The organism is Burkholderia perseverans, assembly GCF_022870505.1.
GTDB classification, from domain to species: domain Bacteria; phylum Pseudomonadota; class Gammaproteobacteria; order Burkholderiales; family Burkholderiaceae; genus Burkholderia; species Burkholderia plantarii.
The window spans coordinates 1,188,549-1,202,520 of the sequence record NZ_CP045093.1 but is presented as its reverse complement, the minus strand read 5'-3'; the positions used below and the strand labels follow the sequence as shown (position 1 = coordinate 1,202,520).

General features: G+C 70.3%; 12 protein-coding genes. 7 read left to right on the top strand and 5 right to left on the bottom strand.

Translation table 11 applies throughout. From position 1 onward, the window contains the following. Positions 1-296: 296 nt before the first annotated feature. Positions 297-1,463, top strand: a complete 1,167-nt coding sequence (locus BpN12_RS05055; protein WP_246794200.1) for a porin — start codon at positions 297-299, stop codon at positions 1,461-1,463. 48 nt (positions 1,464-1,511) lie between these two features. Here BpN12_RS05055 and BpN12_RS05050 read toward each other — a convergent pair whose 3' ends face one another. The 3 genes from BpN12_RS05050 to BpN12_RS05040 form a co-directional block, all read right to left on the bottom strand. Continuing rightward, a complete protein-coding gene (locus BpN12_RS05050) occupies positions 1,512-1,913 on the bottom strand; it encodes a VOC family protein (RefSeq protein WP_246794199.1) in 402 nt (133 codons plus the stop codon). 96 nt (positions 1,914-2,009) lie between these two features. Continuing rightward, positions 2,010-2,573, bottom strand: coding sequence for a GNAT family N-acetyltransferase (locus BpN12_RS05045; RefSeq protein WP_246794198.1), 564 nt, complete (start codon positions 2,571-2,573; stop codon positions 2,010-2,012). Between the two features lie 305 nt (positions 2,574-2,878). After that, positions 2,879-3,991, bottom strand: coding sequence for a lactonase family protein (locus BpN12_RS05040; protein ID WP_246794197.1), 1,113 nt, complete (start codon positions 3,989-3,991; stop codon positions 2,879-2,881). A gap of 589 nt (positions 3,992-4,580) precedes the next feature. Here BpN12_RS05040 and BpN12_RS05035 point away from each other — a divergent pair. Beyond that, positions 4,581-5,288, top strand: a complete 708-nt coding sequence (locus BpN12_RS05035) for a hypothetical protein (RefSeq protein ID WP_246794196.1) — start codon at positions 4,581-4,583, stop codon at positions 5,286-5,288. 63 nt (positions 5,289-5,351) lie between these two features. On the opposite strand, the gene BpN12_RS05030 is transcribed toward BpN12_RS05035, so the two are convergent. Beyond that, complete coding sequence (locus BpN12_RS05030; RefSeq protein WP_246794195.1) at positions 5,352-6,314, bottom strand: LysR family transcriptional regulator; 963 nt, start codon at positions 6,312-6,314, stop codon at positions 5,352-5,354. Positions 6,315-6,454: 140 nt separating this feature from the next. Between BpN12_RS05030 and BpN12_RS05025 the strand changes: the two genes are divergently transcribed. Together BpN12_RS05025 and BpN12_RS05020 are read left to right on the top strand one after the other, a co-directional pair. Then, positions 6,455-8,026 (top strand): UxaA family hydrolase, encoded by a 1,572-nt coding sequence (locus BpN12_RS05025; RefSeq protein WP_246794194.1) that lies wholly within the window; start codon positions 6,455-6,457, stop codon positions 8,024-8,026. A gap of 152 nt (positions 8,027-8,178) precedes the next feature. Then, positions 8,179-9,243 carry an Ldh family oxidoreductase gene (locus BpN12_RS05020; RefSeq protein WP_246794193.1) on the top strand — a complete coding sequence of 355 codons (1,065 nt, stop codon included), beginning with the start codon at positions 8,179-8,181 and terminating at the stop codon, positions 9,241-9,243. 72 nt (positions 9,244-9,315) lie between these two features. Here the strand turns inward: BpN12_RS05020 and BpN12_RS05015 are convergent, their stop codons facing one another. After that, positions 9,316-10,590, bottom strand: coding sequence for a LysR family transcriptional regulator (locus tag BpN12_RS05015; RefSeq protein ID WP_246794192.1), 1,275 nt, complete (start codon positions 10,588-10,590; stop codon positions 9,316-9,318). A gap of 141 nt (positions 10,591-10,731) precedes the next feature. Here BpN12_RS05015 and BpN12_RS05010 point away from each other — a divergent pair, with 141 nt between their 5' ends. From BpN12_RS05010 to dctA, 3 genes are all read left to right on the top strand, one after another. Continuing rightward, positions 10,732-11,583, top strand: a complete 852-nt coding sequence (locus tag BpN12_RS05010; protein ID WP_246794191.1) for an amidohydrolase family protein — start codon at positions 10,732-10,734, stop codon at positions 11,581-11,583. A gap of 43 nt (positions 11,584-11,626) precedes the next feature. Further along, positions 11,627-12,538 carry a substrate-binding domain-containing protein gene (locus BpN12_RS05005; RefSeq protein WP_246794190.1) on the top strand — a complete coding sequence of 304 codons (912 nt, stop codon included), beginning with the start codon at positions 11,627-11,629 and terminating at the stop codon, positions 12,536-12,538. Between the two features lie 75 nt (positions 12,539-12,613). Further along, the gene (gene dctA, locus BpN12_RS05000; protein ID WP_246794189.1) at positions 12,614-13,972 is read left to right on the top strand and encodes a C4-dicarboxylate transporter DctA; all 1,359 of its coding nucleotides are present in this window, start codon (positions 12,614-12,616) and stop codon (positions 13,970-13,972) included.

The following is a 13,972-nucleotide window of genomic DNA, read 5'->3' as shown; positions in this document are numbered from 1 at the left end:
GCTCTTTTGAATGCCATTTTTATTTTCGGCGTTCTAAGATGCGACCCGTTGCCAATTCAGCGAATCACGCCGGATCGCCCCGCCAGGGCCGCCCGGCAAGCCTGTCGCGCCGGCCGGCGGCAATCGGCGAAACGCCTCGCCGATTGGCGGATCGCTTGCGCTTTCGCCTATTTTTCGAATGCCGGCGCCGCGCCTTTCCCGGCGCCATGCGTCATCCGCATTACGCATTGCATGGCGCGGCGGCCCGTGCGGCCGGCCGATTCCGGAACCGTCATCGTCCAACTGGAGCCTTTTCGATGAAACCCACCCTGATCAGCGCCGCGCTCGTCGGCGCGCTCGCCGCCTCGGCCTCCGTCCATGCGCAAAGCAGCGTCACGCTCTACGGGCTGATCGACACCGGCCTCGTCTACACCAACAACCAGCTCGGCCACAGCAACTGGCAGGAGAACAGCAGCTCCACGCAGAACACCGTGTTCGGCCTGAAGGGCAGCGAAGACCTGGGCGGCGGGCTGCACGCGGTGTTCAAGCTGGAACAGGGTTTCCTGCTCAACAACGGCGCGCAGGCGTTCTCGGGCGACGGCTTCGGCTCGCAGGCCTGGGTCGGGCTGCAGAGCGACCAGGCCGGCACGCTCACGCTCGGCCGCCAGTTCGACGTGGTGAACGACCTGGTCGGCCCGCTCACGGCTGAACTGAACACCTGGGGCGGCAGCATCGCCGCGCATCCGTTCGAGAACGACAACCTGGCCGCGAACTCGGTGGTGGTGAACAACACCGTCAAGTACGCGAGCCCGACCTGGCGCGGCCTGACCTTCGAGACCATGTACGGCTTCAGCAACAAGGCCGGCAGCTTCGCCGACAACCGCGCCTACGGCTTCGCGCTGTCGTATGCGCAGGGCCCCGTCAATCTCGCGGCCGGCTACCTGCAGTTCGCCAATGCCGGCAGCGGCGCCGGCGCGATCACGGCCAGCGACGCCAGCGCGAATTTCGTCGCGCGGCGCCAGCGGATCTGGTCGCTCGGCGGCAACTACACGTTCGGCGCGGCCACCGTCGGGCTGGTCTGGAGCCACACGCAGATCGACGACGCCACCGGCGTGTTCTCGTTCGGCACCGGCACCTATCTCGGCGCCGGCGACAGCTCGGCGGGCGGCCTGAACGGCACGCTGCGGCTCGACAACTACGAGGTCAACGCAAAATACGCGCTGACCAGCGCGCTCAGCGTGTCGGGCGCCTATACCTACACGCGCGGCGCCTACGACGGCGCGTCGCCGGGCTGGAACACCGCGATGCTGCAGACCGACTACGCGCTCAGCAAGCGCACCGACGTCTATCTGGAAGGCGTCTACCAGAACGTCCACGGCGCGCCGGCCGGCTCGGTGCTCTCGCACGCGATGATCAACACGCTCTCGCCGTCGTCCACCGACACGCAGGTGGCCGTCACGGTGGGGCTGCGCCACACGTTCTGATTCCGGGCCGGCACGGCGGCGGGCGCGGCGCGGCTCATCCGGTGTGCTTCATTCGGCGCGCCCGCCGCGCCACGCCGCATGTTGCAGCACGGTGCGGTAGCCGTCCGGGTCGACGTAGGTGCGCCCCTGCGCGTCCCAGTAAGGGTTGAACGAGGCGACGCGCGCGAAGCCGGCCGCCTCGAAGCGCGCGCAGGCGGCGGCCCAGTCGGCCGCGTCGGGCAGGTAGAAGACGATCAGGTCGTCGACGGTCGGCGCCGGCGCGACCGGATGCGCGCGGCAGACCGTGAATTCGAGGTGGTAGTCGAGCCCGTCGCGGCCGAGCATCACGCCGTCGAAGCCGGCATGGGCCTCGAAGCGGCCGACGACGTCGAGCGCGAGCGCCTCGCGATACATCCGCGCCGCCCGTTCGAGATCGCCGACGGGCCGGGCCACGCGCATCAGGGTTCGCATCGGATCTGCCTCGCGTCGGAGATGAAACGCCGATGATAAGCGCGGTTCCATCGGCATGGCGGCCGGCCGGCAAGCGCAGCCGGCGAACGCACTGGATCAGTCCGCCGGCGCGCGGTATTCGTCGCGCAGCAGGGCGTACTGGACGAGATCGCGAAACGCGCCGTTCCAGTAGCCGGCCTGCCGCTGATAGCCCTCGCGCGCGAACCCGAGCGCGGCCAGGATCCGCAGCGAGGCGTCGTTCTCGGGGTGGACGCGCGCCTCGACGCGGTTCAGGCCCATCGTGTCGAAGCCATGCCCGAGCACGGCGCCCAGCGCCTCGCGCATGAAGCCCTGCCCGCGCGCGCCGCGCGCGAGCTCGTAGCCGATCGTGCAGCTGCGCCACGCGCGGCTCCAGCGAAACAGCCCGCAGGTGCCGATCAGCGCGCCGTCGATGCGGCGCTCGATGCCCCAGCGCACGCCGGTGCCGGCGATGCGCCAGGCCGTGAACGTATCGATCAGCCGCGCGGCCTGCCCCGGCGCCGTCATCGGCTCGGCGCCGTACCAGCGCATCGCCTCCGCGTCGCCGTGGATCGCGTAGAGCGCCGCCGCGTCGGCCGGCGCCAGCTCGCGCAATACGAGCCGCCGCGTCTGCAGGCGGGGAAAGGAGTCGAGCGGAGTCATCGTGGATCGGGGCGCCGCGAACGGCGTGGACAAGGGATCGGCCGGATGCGAGATCCTCGCACGGCCGCCGCGGGCAAGGCCAGCCCCGATCGTACCCGGCCTTGACGACGGTCGCGCTTTCGGCCGGGATCGGGCGCCGCAGCACGGCCGCCGCAGCACGCACGCTGCCACGCGGATGCCGGCGCCCGGATGCCGGCGCCCGGATGCCCCAGCCCGGCTGACGAAGCTTACACACCGCCCCCCGGACACCGGCACTCGCGCGCCGACGCCCGACGCGCCGCATGCCGGCACCCCGACCGGCCGACTCAGTCCGCGTTCGAGCCCGGGAAGTCGACGATCTCCACCCAGTTCGCGCCCTTGCCCACCGGCGTCTCGCCGAGCGCCGTCAGCGCGCCGGTGGCCGGATCGATCCGGTAGGTGCGCAACGCGGTGGACAGCTGCCCGACCGCGAGCAGGTAGCGGCCCGACGGGTCGATCGCGAAGCCGCGCGGCTGCTTCTCGGTCGGCACCGTGCCGATCCGCGTCAGGTGCCCGTTGCCCTGGTTGACGCGATAGATGCCGAGCGTGCTGGAGGTGCGCTCCGACACGTAGAGGAACCGGCCATCCGGCGTCAGGTGCAGGTCGGCGCCCCACGGCGTCTGCGCGCCGAAGCCGGGCGGCAGGATCGACACGGTCTGGACCGGCCGGGCGCGATCGTGGTCGCCATCGAACGCGAGCACGTGCAGCTTGCCGTCGAGTTCGTCGATCAGGTAGACGAAGCGGTTGTCCGGCGCGAACCGGAAGTGGCGCGGCCCCGAGTGCGGCGGCAGCGCGTAGCCGGGCGTCGCGTCGAGCGTCAGCCGGCCGGTGGCCGCGTCGAAGCCCAGCCGCAGCCAGGCGTCGGCGCCGAGCACCGAGGCGAACGCCACGCGATTGTCGGGCGTGGTCAGGATCGCGTGCGCCTTCGGGCCGGTCGGAATGGTCTGCTGCACCGGCCCCACCACGCCGTCCGCGCCGATCGAATTCACGGCCACCAGGTTGCCGTCGTAGGACGCCGACAGCAGATAGCGGCCGGTGGCATCGGTCGAGATGAACGGCATGCTGTTCGCGAGCGGCGCGCTGCCGAGCTGCGTGAGATGTCCGTCGAGCGGGTTCGGCGCGAAGCTGAGCACGCGAAACGGCTGCGAACGGATGCCCGCGTAGAGGCGTCGATGGTCGGGCGACAGCGCCATCGGCATCACCGTGCCGCCCACGTCCACCGTCTCGACCGGCGTCACCGCGCCCGAGCCGGTATCGAGCTTCAGCACCGAGATGTCGTGGCTGTCGGCGTTCGACACGTAGGCGTAAGTGGCTGCGTGGGCGGCCGGGGCCATGGCCAGCAGCGTCGCGGCCAGGGAAATTGCTGCGGCCAGCACGCGCGGCGTATGTCGGTTCTTCATCCTGATTCTCCTCGTCTATCTCAACTGTCGTCAGACAACTTAATTGCGCCTACCACCCCGATTCTTCTCGACATATCAGACAAACACCCCGTCGATCGACGGTAGTTTGTAATTTATGTCGAGCGACATCGTACCTCTTGGATTGACGCAGCACAACGCTCCATGACCCGAATCCCGGGCCGGGGCGCCGCCATGCCACCGCGGGCGGGCGGTGCCTCGATCGTCACGTGCGGGCGGTACCGGCGACGGCACCGCAACCCGCACGGCAACGGACTCGCCAATCATTCAGTTATGCGAATCAAATCGATCTCCCGATATCGATGCACGCACAACCATTTCTCCACGACACCGTGCGATCGGTTGCCATGCCCGCATCACGACGGCCGGGCCACCTTCCCCGCCTGTCAAGTCGGCATGCATTGGCATGCGCGCTGAAAGATTGTGTCCGCACCATGCCGCAGCGCAGCGGCGCCCGCTCTGCAACATGTTGCAGAGCGTAAAACCATCGACCGATGCGGCGCGTTTGCGCTACATTCGCAAGCTAAGGCACGCCGCCACCGAAACCGATGCCCACCATCACGAGGAAATCATGCGTGTTATCCGATTCCATGCGCGCCCCGCCGCGCTCGTCGCCGGCTCGCTGCTGACCCTGACGCTCGCCATCGGCGCCCACGCGCAAGGCAGCGCGCCCGCGGCCCCCGCCGGCGTGCAAGCCACGCAACCCGTATTGCCGGTGATCGCAACGATCGCGCCGATCTTCAACCAGCTCGTCTACTTCCGCCTGCCCACGCGCTTCGTGTCGATCTACGAAGGCACGCATGCCGACGACTACGCGCACGAGTGGGTGCTGCCTGGCGAAACCAATTCGAACTGGACGCAGATGATCACGCTCACGGGCGCGCAGAACGTCATCGCCAAGCACCCGGAAGCGGACGCGAAGAGCTACGCGACCAGCATCGCCGCCGGCTTCCAGCGCGCCTGCCCGCAGAGCTTCGCGGCCAAGGGCATCTTCGACGGCAAGCTCAACGGCAGCGACGCGTTCTCGATGGTCGTCAGCTGCGGCAACGCCGCCGCCAGCGCGGGCCACAGCGAGACCACGGCGATCACCGTCGTGAAGGGCGCCAAGGATCTCTACACGCTGCAATGGGCGCAGCGCGGCCCGCAGGCCACCAAGCCCGCCACCATCGACGCCGAGATGTGGCTGCGGCGCATCCGCAACCTGATGCCGCTGAAGGTCTGCCCGATCGTGGCCGGCGAAAAGGCGCCGTACCCGAGCTGCAGCGCGAACGTGTCCTGAGCGCAGCGGATACCAGGCCGCCACCCGTAGCGCGCCCGCCACCCGTAGCGCGCCCGCCGCGCGCTACGCCTCCTGCGCCGCCGCCCGCTCGCTCGCGCGCCGCCGCAGGATCGCGATGAATTCGTCCACGGCCGGCGGCAGCGGCTCGTTCCTGCGCGTGATCGCGCTGTAGTGGCTCATGCTGCGGCGCACCGGGATCGGCAGGCAGGCGAGCACGCCGTCGTCGAGCGACTTGCGCACCACCGCCATCGGCTGCAGCGAGATCATGTCGGTCGATTGCAGCAGCTCCAGCGTCGAGAAGATCGACGGCGTCTCCACCATGCCGACCGGCGCGACGAGCCCCGCGCTCGCGAAGGTCTCCTCGAACAGCTGGCGAATCGCCGTGGCGGGCGGATAGAGAATCCACGGCCACTGGCCCAGATCGGCCATGTCCACGCGGCGCGCGCCGAGCAGCGGATGGTGGCGCCCCACCACGAAGCAGACCGGCTCGTCCGACAGCGCGATCGCATCGAAGATCGCATGATGACGCGGCTCGGTGAGCCGGCCGATCATCAGGTCGAGCTGCTTCTGCTCCAGCCACGCCGTGAGCTGGTCGCTGCTCTGCTCGACCAGCTTGATCACGAGCCGCGGACGCCGGCCGTGGATCTCGCGGATCGCCGCGATCACGAGCTGCGCGGCCGAGGCCGAGATCGCCCCCACCGTCAGATGCCCGTAGCCGCCGCCCTGCTGCGTGACGAACTCGCCGGCGAACCTGCCGAGATCGGCCATGGTGGTGTTCGCATAGCGGATCGCGAGCAGGCCCAGGTCGGTCGGCCGCATCTCGCGCGGCAGCCGCTCGAACAGCCGCGCGCCCAGCATCGTTTCGATATCGCCGAGGATCTTGGTGGCGGCCGGCTGCGTCATGTGCATCTGCTCGGCCGCCGCGCGCAGGTTGCGCGTGCGGCCGAGCAGTTCGAGCAGCTGCAGGTGGCGAAAGCGCAGCTTCGACGGCAGCGTGGCGGGCAGCAGCAGGGCTTGTCGGGACATGAGGGTAAACCTGAATTCGGCGATAACCGGATGGAATCGAGTCTAGCAATTCTTCGATTGGACGTTTATCGATGGCAACCATACAGTGCAGCGATGCGGGGCCCATCCCCCACCTCCCACGATCCGAACGAGACCTCCCCATGAAGCCCGACACCGCTCCCCCGGCCTCCGGCGCCTCCGTTTCCCCCACCCTGCCCGGCGTGCTCACGCTGCACCCCGACGACGACGTGCTGATCGCGCGCCAGCAGCTGGTTGCGGGCGCAACCATCGAGGGCGGGCTGGCGGTGCGCGGGCTGGTGCCGGCCGGCCACAAGATCGCCCGGCGCGCGGTGGCGGCCGGCGCGCCGGTGCGGCGCTACGGGCAGATCATCGGCTTCGCCTCGCGCGCGATCGAGCCCGGCGAGCACGTCCACACCCACAACCTGTCGATGGGCAGCTTCGAGCGCGACAGCGCGATCGGCGTCGACGCGAAGCCGACCGCGCGCGGCACCGGACGCGCCACGTTCGAGGGCATCGTGCGCGCCGACGGCCGCGTCGCGACGCGCAACTACATCGGCATCCTGACCTCGGTGAACTGCTCGGCCACCGCCGCGCGCGCGATCGCCGAGCGCTTTCGCCGCGACGTGTATCCCGAGGCGCTGGCCGACTATCCGAACGTCGACGGCGTGGTGGCGCTGACCCACGGCCTGGGCTGCGCGACCTCCACCGACGGCGAGGCGATCACGCTGCTGCGCCGCACGCTCGGCGGCTACGCGCGACATGCGAACTTCGCGGCGGTGCTGATCGTCGGGCTCGGCTGCGAGACCAACCAGATCGACGCGCTGATGCGCGACCAGTCGATCGAGCGCGGCGCGACGCTCGAGACCATGACGATCCAGGCCACCGGCGGCACCGCCGCCACCGTCGCGGCCGGGGTGGCCGCCGTCAAGGCCATGCTGCCGGCCGCCAACGCGGCGCGGCGCGAGCCGGTGGACGCGCGGCACCTCACCGTCGGCCTGCAATGCGGCGGCTCGGACGGCTACTCCGGGATCACCGCGAACCCGGCGCTCGGCGCGGCCGTCGACCGCCTCGTCGCGCACGGCGGCACCGCGATCCTGTCGGAGACGCCCGAGATCTACGGCGCCGAGCACCTGCTCACGCGCCGCGCCGTGTCGGCCGAGATCGGCGAGAAGCTGCTCGCGCGCATCCGCTGGTGGGAAGACCATTGCCGGCGCATGAACGCCGACCTCAACAACAACCCCTCGGCCGGCAACAAGGCCGGCGGCCTCACCACGATCCTCGAGAAATCGCTCGGCGCCGTTGCCAAGGCCGGCACCACCAACCTGGTCGACGTCTATCTCTACGCCGAGCCGGTGCGCGCGGCGGGCCTCGTGTTCATGGACACGCCCGGCTACGATCCGGTGTCGGCCACGGGCCAGGTGGCGGGCGGCGCGAACCTGCTCTGCTTCACCACCGGACGCGGCTCGGCCTACGGCTGCGCGCCGGCGCCGTCGCTGAAGCTCGGCACCAACACCGCGCTGTGGCGGCGCCAGGCCGAGGACATCGACATCAACTGCGGCACCCTCCTCGACGGCGAGACGAGCATCGAAGAACTCGGCCAGCAGATCTTCGAGCGCATGCTCGCCACCGCCTCGGGCAAGCCCACCCAGAGCGAGCTGCACGGCTACGGGCAGAACGAATTCGTGCCCTGGCACATCGGCGCGACGCTGTGACGAACGGCGCGCCGCGCGCCCGGCTGGAATTGCCGCGAGGCGCCCGGCCGGCGCGTCCCGCCGGTGCTTCCCGTGCCGCGTCGGGCCGCTTGCGAGCCGTCCCTGCAACCTGACTTCGCATCCCGTCCTCACGACCCCATCCCGACGATCCCATGACCAACGACGCCCGTTACTCCGCCACCGAGTTGCAAGACTTCGCCCGCGCGCTGCTCGGCGCAGCCGGCCTCGACGCCCGGCATGCAGGCGCCGTCGCCGAGACGCTCGTCGACGGCGACCTGATGGGCCACGACACGCACGGCCTCGCACTGCTCGCGCCCTACGTCGGCGAACTCGAACGCGGCACCATGGCGCGCAGCGGCGAGCCCGAGGTGCTGTCCGACCGCGGCGCGAGCCTGCTGTGGGACGGCCGCCGGCTGCCCGGCCCGTCGCTGGTGCGAAGCGGCATCGACACGCTCGCCGTGCGCGCGCGGCAGTACGGCAGCGCCACGCTCGTGATCCGCCGCAGCCATCACATCGCCTGTCTCGCGAGCTACCTGGAGCGCGCCACCGCCGAGGGCTTCCTGATCGTGCTCGGCAGCTCGGACCCGGCCGCGAAGAGCGTCGCGCCGTTCGGCGGCACGCGCGCCGTGTTCACGCCGAACCCGATCGCGGCCGGCATCCCGACCTCGGGTACGCCGTTCCTGATCGACATCTCCGCGTCGCTGGTGACGAACGGCATGAGTTCGCGCCTGCACAAGGCCGGGCAGCAGTTCGAGGAAGCCTGCCTGATCGACGCCGACGGCAAGCCGAGCCGCGACCCGGCCGTGCTCTCGACCGAGCCGCCCGGCACGATCCTGCCGCTCGGCGGCCTGCCGTTCGGGCACAAGGGCTTCGGGCTGGCGCTGATGATCGAGGCGCTCACGGGCGGCCTGGGCGGCCATGGCCGCGCCGATCCGCCGGACGGCTGGGGCGCGACGGTGTACCTGACGCTGCACGATCCGTCGGCGTTCGGCGGCGAGGCCGGGTTCCGCCGGCAGATGGACTGGCTCGCCGAGGCCTGCCGCAACAACCCGCCGCGCGACGGCTTCAGCGAGGTGCGGATGCCCGGCGACCGCGGGCTCGCGCGCAAGCGCGAGCAATTGCGCGACGGCGTGCGGCTGCATCCGGCGATCGCGCCGGCGCTCGCGGCCTGCGCGCAGCGTTACGGCCTGACGCCGCCGGCCGCGCTCGGCGGGTAACGCGAACGCGCCCGGCGGGAAGCCGGGCATCTCGACCCGCATCGCCGCCGCGCGGGCGCGCCATGCGCCCGACTACCCGCGGCCGGCGTCCTGGTCCAGGCCGTCGCCACGCGCCCGCGGCTGCCCCGCGCACTCGGCGCACAGGAATTCGACGAACGCCTGCTGCACCGGCGTGCCGAGCCAGTCGGGCCGCAGCGTGTATCCCACCACGCGGCTCGCCTCGGGCGCCTTGAGTTCGAGCGCGGCCATCGCGCTGCCGGGATAGAGCTCGTCGATCTGCGAACGCGGCAGCACGGTGATGCAGTCGCTCTCCACCAGCATCGCCATCATCATCGGCAGCGAACTCGTCTCCACCACCAGCGGCGGCTTGTCGGGCAGCCGCGCGATCAGCGCGTCGATCACGGTGCGGCGCGGCACGTTGCGCTGCGGCACGACCCAGTCGAACGCGGCCAGGTCGCGCGCGGCGATGGTCCGCTGCAGCGCCAGCCGGTGGCCCTTGCGCACGGCGATCACGTAGGGATCGGCGAACAGCTGGGTCTCCCGCACGTCGGCCGTGGCGCGCGGCTCGCGCAGCGCGCCGATGATCAGGTCGAGCGCGCCCACCCGCAGCTCGCGCACGAGCCGCTCGTAGGCCCCCTCGTCCACCGTCACGCGCGCGGCCGGATAGCGCTCGCGCAGCCGCTGGATCGCGCGCGCCACGAAGCGCGGCGAGAGCATCGGCAGCACCCCGATCGCGACCTTGCCGGTGAGCTGCCCGCGCGCCGAGGCCAGCTCCTCGCGCGCCTGCGCGATCTCGTGCAGCGCGAGCGCGAGGCAGCGCGCGAACTCGACGCCGGCCGGGCTCGCCGACACGCTGTGGACGCGCCGCCGGTACAGCGCGACGCCGACGGTGGCCTCCAGCTGGCGCGCCGCGCGATGCACGGCCGGCTGCGAGATGCCGAGCCGCCCGGCCGCCTCGGCCGCCGAGCCGGCCTGCGCGATCGCGATATGGCAGCGCACCTGCGCGTCGGTCAGATGGCGCGTCAGGCTCGCCGCGTTTGCCGCCGCCGGCGCGCCGACCAGTTCGGCCACCGCGCGCTCCATCTGGTCGAGCATGCGCCGCACGCGGCGCTGCAGGATCGCGCCGTCGCCGGTCAGCTCGCTGCCGCCGAAGCCGCGCTCGAACAGCCGCCCGCCGAAACTCGCCTCCAGCTTGGCGATGGCGAGGCTCACGGCCGGCTGCGTGCGCCCCGCGCGCGCGGCCGCTTGGCCGATCCCGCCCGCCTCGCAAACGGCGTCGAACAGGAACAGCCGCCGTAATCGCGCCAGATCGTCACCCGGCAATCCATCGTCATCCGCATCCACCATGCTCTCGAAAACGCCTATGTGAAAACCCCTAGCTTAACCACAATTTATGAGTTACGGCACACTTCATATTGCAGGTTCCGATGACATCACGCTTAAAGTTACAGCCATTCGAACATTACGATTTCATCAGGAGCCCCGGACATGTCCGCCGTCATCGACACCCACACCCACGCAATTTCCCCGGATAAACAACGTTATCCGCTCGCGCCAGTGGGCGGCCACCAGTCCGAATGGTCGGCCAAGCGCCCGGTCAGCTACGAAGGGCTGCTCGCCTCGATGGACGAGGCCGGCATCGATCGCGCGGTGGTCGTGCAGGCGTCGACGGTCTACGGCAACGACAATAGTTATGTGGTCGACGCGGTGCGCGCGCACCCGGACCGCTTCGCCGGCGTGTTCTCGATCGACGTGCTCGCCGACGACGCCGTCACGCAGCTGCAGCGCTGGCTCGACGCCGGCCTCTCGGGCCTGCGCCTGTTCACGACGGGCAGCACGATGCCGGGCCAGGCCGGCTGGCTCGACGACGAGCGCTCGTTCCCGGTGTGGGATTACGCGCAGCAGCACGGCGTGTCGATCTGCCTGCAGATGACGGCGCAGGGCATCCCGGCGCTGCTGAACATGCTGGCGCGCTTCCCGCGCATCCGCGTGCTGCTCGACCATCTGGCGCGTCCCGACCTCGCGGCCGGCGCCCCCTACGAAGCGGCCGCGCCGCTGTTCAGCCTGGCCGCGCACAACGGCGTGTACCTGAAGCTGACCAACCGCACCATCGCCGAGGCATCGCGCGGCGCCTCCACGCCGGGCGAGTTCTTCCCGCTCGTGCTCGACGCGTTCGGCGCGCACCGCATCGCCTGGGGTTCGAACTTCCCGGCCGCCGAAGGCGCGCTGCCGCAACTGCTGGCCGAGGCGCGCGAAAGCCTCGCGATGCTGCCCGAGGCGGCGCAGACGGCGATCTTCGGCGACACGGCGCGCGCCATCTACCCGGCGCTCGGCGCCTGAGCCCGCCGCCCCGGCACGACCGCAGCCAATCCGGAACCCGACGATGAGCATCGACACCCAAGCCCCGCGCCTGACCATCGCGCTGAAGAGCTATCCGCACACCAGGGCGCTGAAGCACGGCGAACTGACCGACCCGGCCGTGCGGCTCGCGTTCGACGAAGTCGAGCCGATCCACCGCGCGTTCGCGCCGATGGCGCGCCGCCAGCTCTACGACGTCAGCGAGATGGCGATCGCCACCTACCTGCAGGCGAAGGCCTACGGCAAGCCGCTCGTGCTGCTGCCGTTCGTGGTGGCCGCGCGCTTCCAGCAGGGCTGCATTATTTATAATGCGCGGCGCGGCAAGCTCGACGTCGGCAACCTCGCCGGCAAGCGGATCGGCGTGCGCGCCTACACGCAGACCACCGGCATGTGGGTGCGCGCGATCCTCGCGCAGACCTACGGCGTGCCGCTCGAACAGATCGACTGGGTCACCTTCGAGGGCGCCCACGTCGAGGAATACAGTGATCCGGCGTTCGTGCGCCGCGCCGCGCCCGGCGAACAGATGCTGGCGATGCTGCGCAGCGGCGAGCTCGACGCGGCCGTGTTCGGCAACGACCTGCCCGACGATCCCGAGTTCGCGCCGCTGATCCCCGACGCCGCGGCCGCCGACCGCCTCTGGTACGAACAGCACCGCTACGTGCCGATCAACCATGTCGTGGTGGCCACCCAGGCCGTGGTCGACGCGCATCCGCAAGCGGTGCGCGCCGTCTACGACCTGCTCTGCCGCGGCAAGGCGGCGGTGGCCGCCGAGCAGGCCGGCAAGCCCGACAAGCTGCTGGCCGGCTACGACGCACTGCGCCGGCCGCTCGAGGAAACGCTGGCATTCTGTGAGGCGCAGCAACTGCTGCCGCGCAAGCTCGGCGTGGACGAGATCTTTGCCGACAGCGCCGCGCTGTTCGGCTCCGCGGCCGGCTGAGGCCGCCCCGCCCGCTTCAACGTTTCACCGGTATCGAGCGAACCCGAGTTCGCCGTCGCCCCTCAAGGAGACATCATGAGTTTGCCCGGCAAGACCGCCACCCCGAAACCCCGAACGCGCCGGCCGTTCTATCGCGACCTGTCGTTCCAGGTGCTTGCCGGCATGGCGCTGGGCGTGCTCACGGGCTACGTGTTCCCGAAGTTCGGCATCGACCTGCAGCCGGTGGGCGACGCGTTCATCCGCGTGATCCAGATGCTGATCGGCCCGATCATCTTCTGCACGGTCTGCAGCGGCATCGCGGGCGTGAACGACTTCAAGAAGGTCGGGCGCGTGGCGATCAAGGCGCTGTTCTACTTCGAGGTGGTCACCTCGCTCGCGCTGGTGCTCGGCCTGGTCGTGATCAACGTGCTCAAGCCCGGCGTGGGCATGAACGTCGACATGTCGAGCGTCCACTCGGCCGTCGTCGACGGCTACGTCGCCAAGGCGCATCACGTGGTCACCGTCAGCGAGTTCCTGCTCAACGTGATCCCGCACACCGCGATCAGCGCGTTCGCCGGCGGCGACGTGCTGCAGGTGCTGTTCTTCTCGGTGCTGTTCGCGTTCGGCCTGGCCGCGATCGGCGAGCGCGCGAAGCCGGCGCTCGATCTGATTGACGCGGCCTCGGGCTCGCTGTTCTGGATCATCGGCCTGACCATGAAGGTCGCGCCGCTGGCCGCGTTCGGCGCGATCGCCTTCACCGTCAGCAAGTTCGGCTTCGGCACCCTGCTCGCGCTCGGCAAGCTGGTGCTGGAGTTCTACCTGACCTGCGCGCTGTTCCTGCTGCTGATCCTCTGGCCGATCGCGAAGGCCAACGGCTTCAGCCTGCTGCGCCTGATGCGCTACATCGGCGCCGAGCTGCTGCTGGTGATCGGCACGAGTTCGTCGGAGACGGTGTTCCCGCAGCTGATCGACAAGCTCGAACGGCTCGGCTGCGAGAAGTCGGTGGTGGGCCTGGTGCTGCCGACCGCCTACACGTTCAACCACGACGGCACCTGCCTGTACTTCGCGGCCGCCGCGGTGTTCCTCGCGCAGGCCACCAACACGCCGATGAGCTGGCACGAGCAGCTGGTGCTGCTGGCGGTGCTGCTGCTGACCTCGAAGGGCGCGGCCGGGGTATCGGGCGCGGCGATCGCGGTGCTGGCCGCCACCCTCACGGCGTCGAACACGATCCCGGTGGCCTCGATCGCGCTGATCCTCGGCATCCACAAGGCCCTGTCGAGCGGCTTCGTGTTCACCAACATCGTCGGCAACAGCGTGGCCACGATCGTGGTGGCGAACTGGGAGAAGGCGCTCGATCGCACCCGGCTCCAGCAGGAACTGAAGACCGGTTTCATCGCCGACACACCGCCGCTCGCGCATCTCGAGCACGGCGGCGGCGGGCAGGCAGGTCATTGA

Excerpts from the sequence above, each read along its gene's own strand:
- BpN12_RS05055 (WP_246794200.1), top strand. The coding sequence starts at position 297 with ATGAAACCCACCCTGATCAGCGCCGCGCTCGTCGGCGCGCTCGCCGCC.
- BpN12_RS05035 (WP_246794196.1), top strand. The coding sequence starts at position 4,581 with ATGCGTGTTATCCGATTCCATGCGCGCCCCGCCGCGCTCGTCGCCGGC.
- BpN12_RS05045 (WP_246794198.1), bottom strand. The coding sequence starts at position 2,573 with ATGACTCCGCTCGACTCCTTTCCCCGCCTGCAGACGCGGCGGCTCGTA.
- BpN12_RS05030 (WP_246794195.1), bottom strand. The coding sequence starts at position 6,314 with ATGTCCCGACAAGCCCTGCTGCTGCCCGCCACGCTGCCGTCGAAGCTG.
- dctA (WP_246794189.1), top strand. The coding sequence starts at position 12,614 with ATGAGTTTGCCCGGCAAGACCGCCACCCCGAAACCCCGAACGCGCCGG.
- BpN12_RS05015 (WP_246794192.1), bottom strand. The coding sequence starts at position 10,590 with ATGGTGGATGCGGATGACGATGGATTGCCGGGTGACGATCTGGCGCGA.
- BpN12_RS05020 (WP_246794193.1), top strand. The coding sequence starts at position 8,179 with ATGACCAACGACGCCCGTTACTCCGCCACCGAGTTGCAAGACTTCGCC.
- BpN12_RS05025 (WP_246794194.1), top strand. The coding sequence starts at position 6,455 with ATGAAGCCCGACACCGCTCCCCCGGCCTCCGGCGCCTCCGTTTCCCCC.
- BpN12_RS05040 (WP_246794197.1), bottom strand. The coding sequence starts at position 3,991 with ATGAAGAACCGACATACGCCGCGCGTGCTGGCCGCAGCAATTTCCCTG.
- BpN12_RS05050 (WP_246794199.1), bottom strand. The coding sequence starts at position 1,913 with ATGCGAACCCTGATGCGCGTGGCCCGGCCCGTCGGCGATCTCGAACGG.
- BpN12_RS05005 (WP_246794190.1), top strand. The coding sequence starts at position 11,627 with ATGAGCATCGACACCCAAGCCCCGCGCCTGACCATCGCGCTGAAGAGC.
- BpN12_RS05010 (WP_246794191.1), top strand. The coding sequence starts at position 10,732 with ATGTCCGCCGTCATCGACACCCACACCCACGCAATTTCCCCGGATAAA.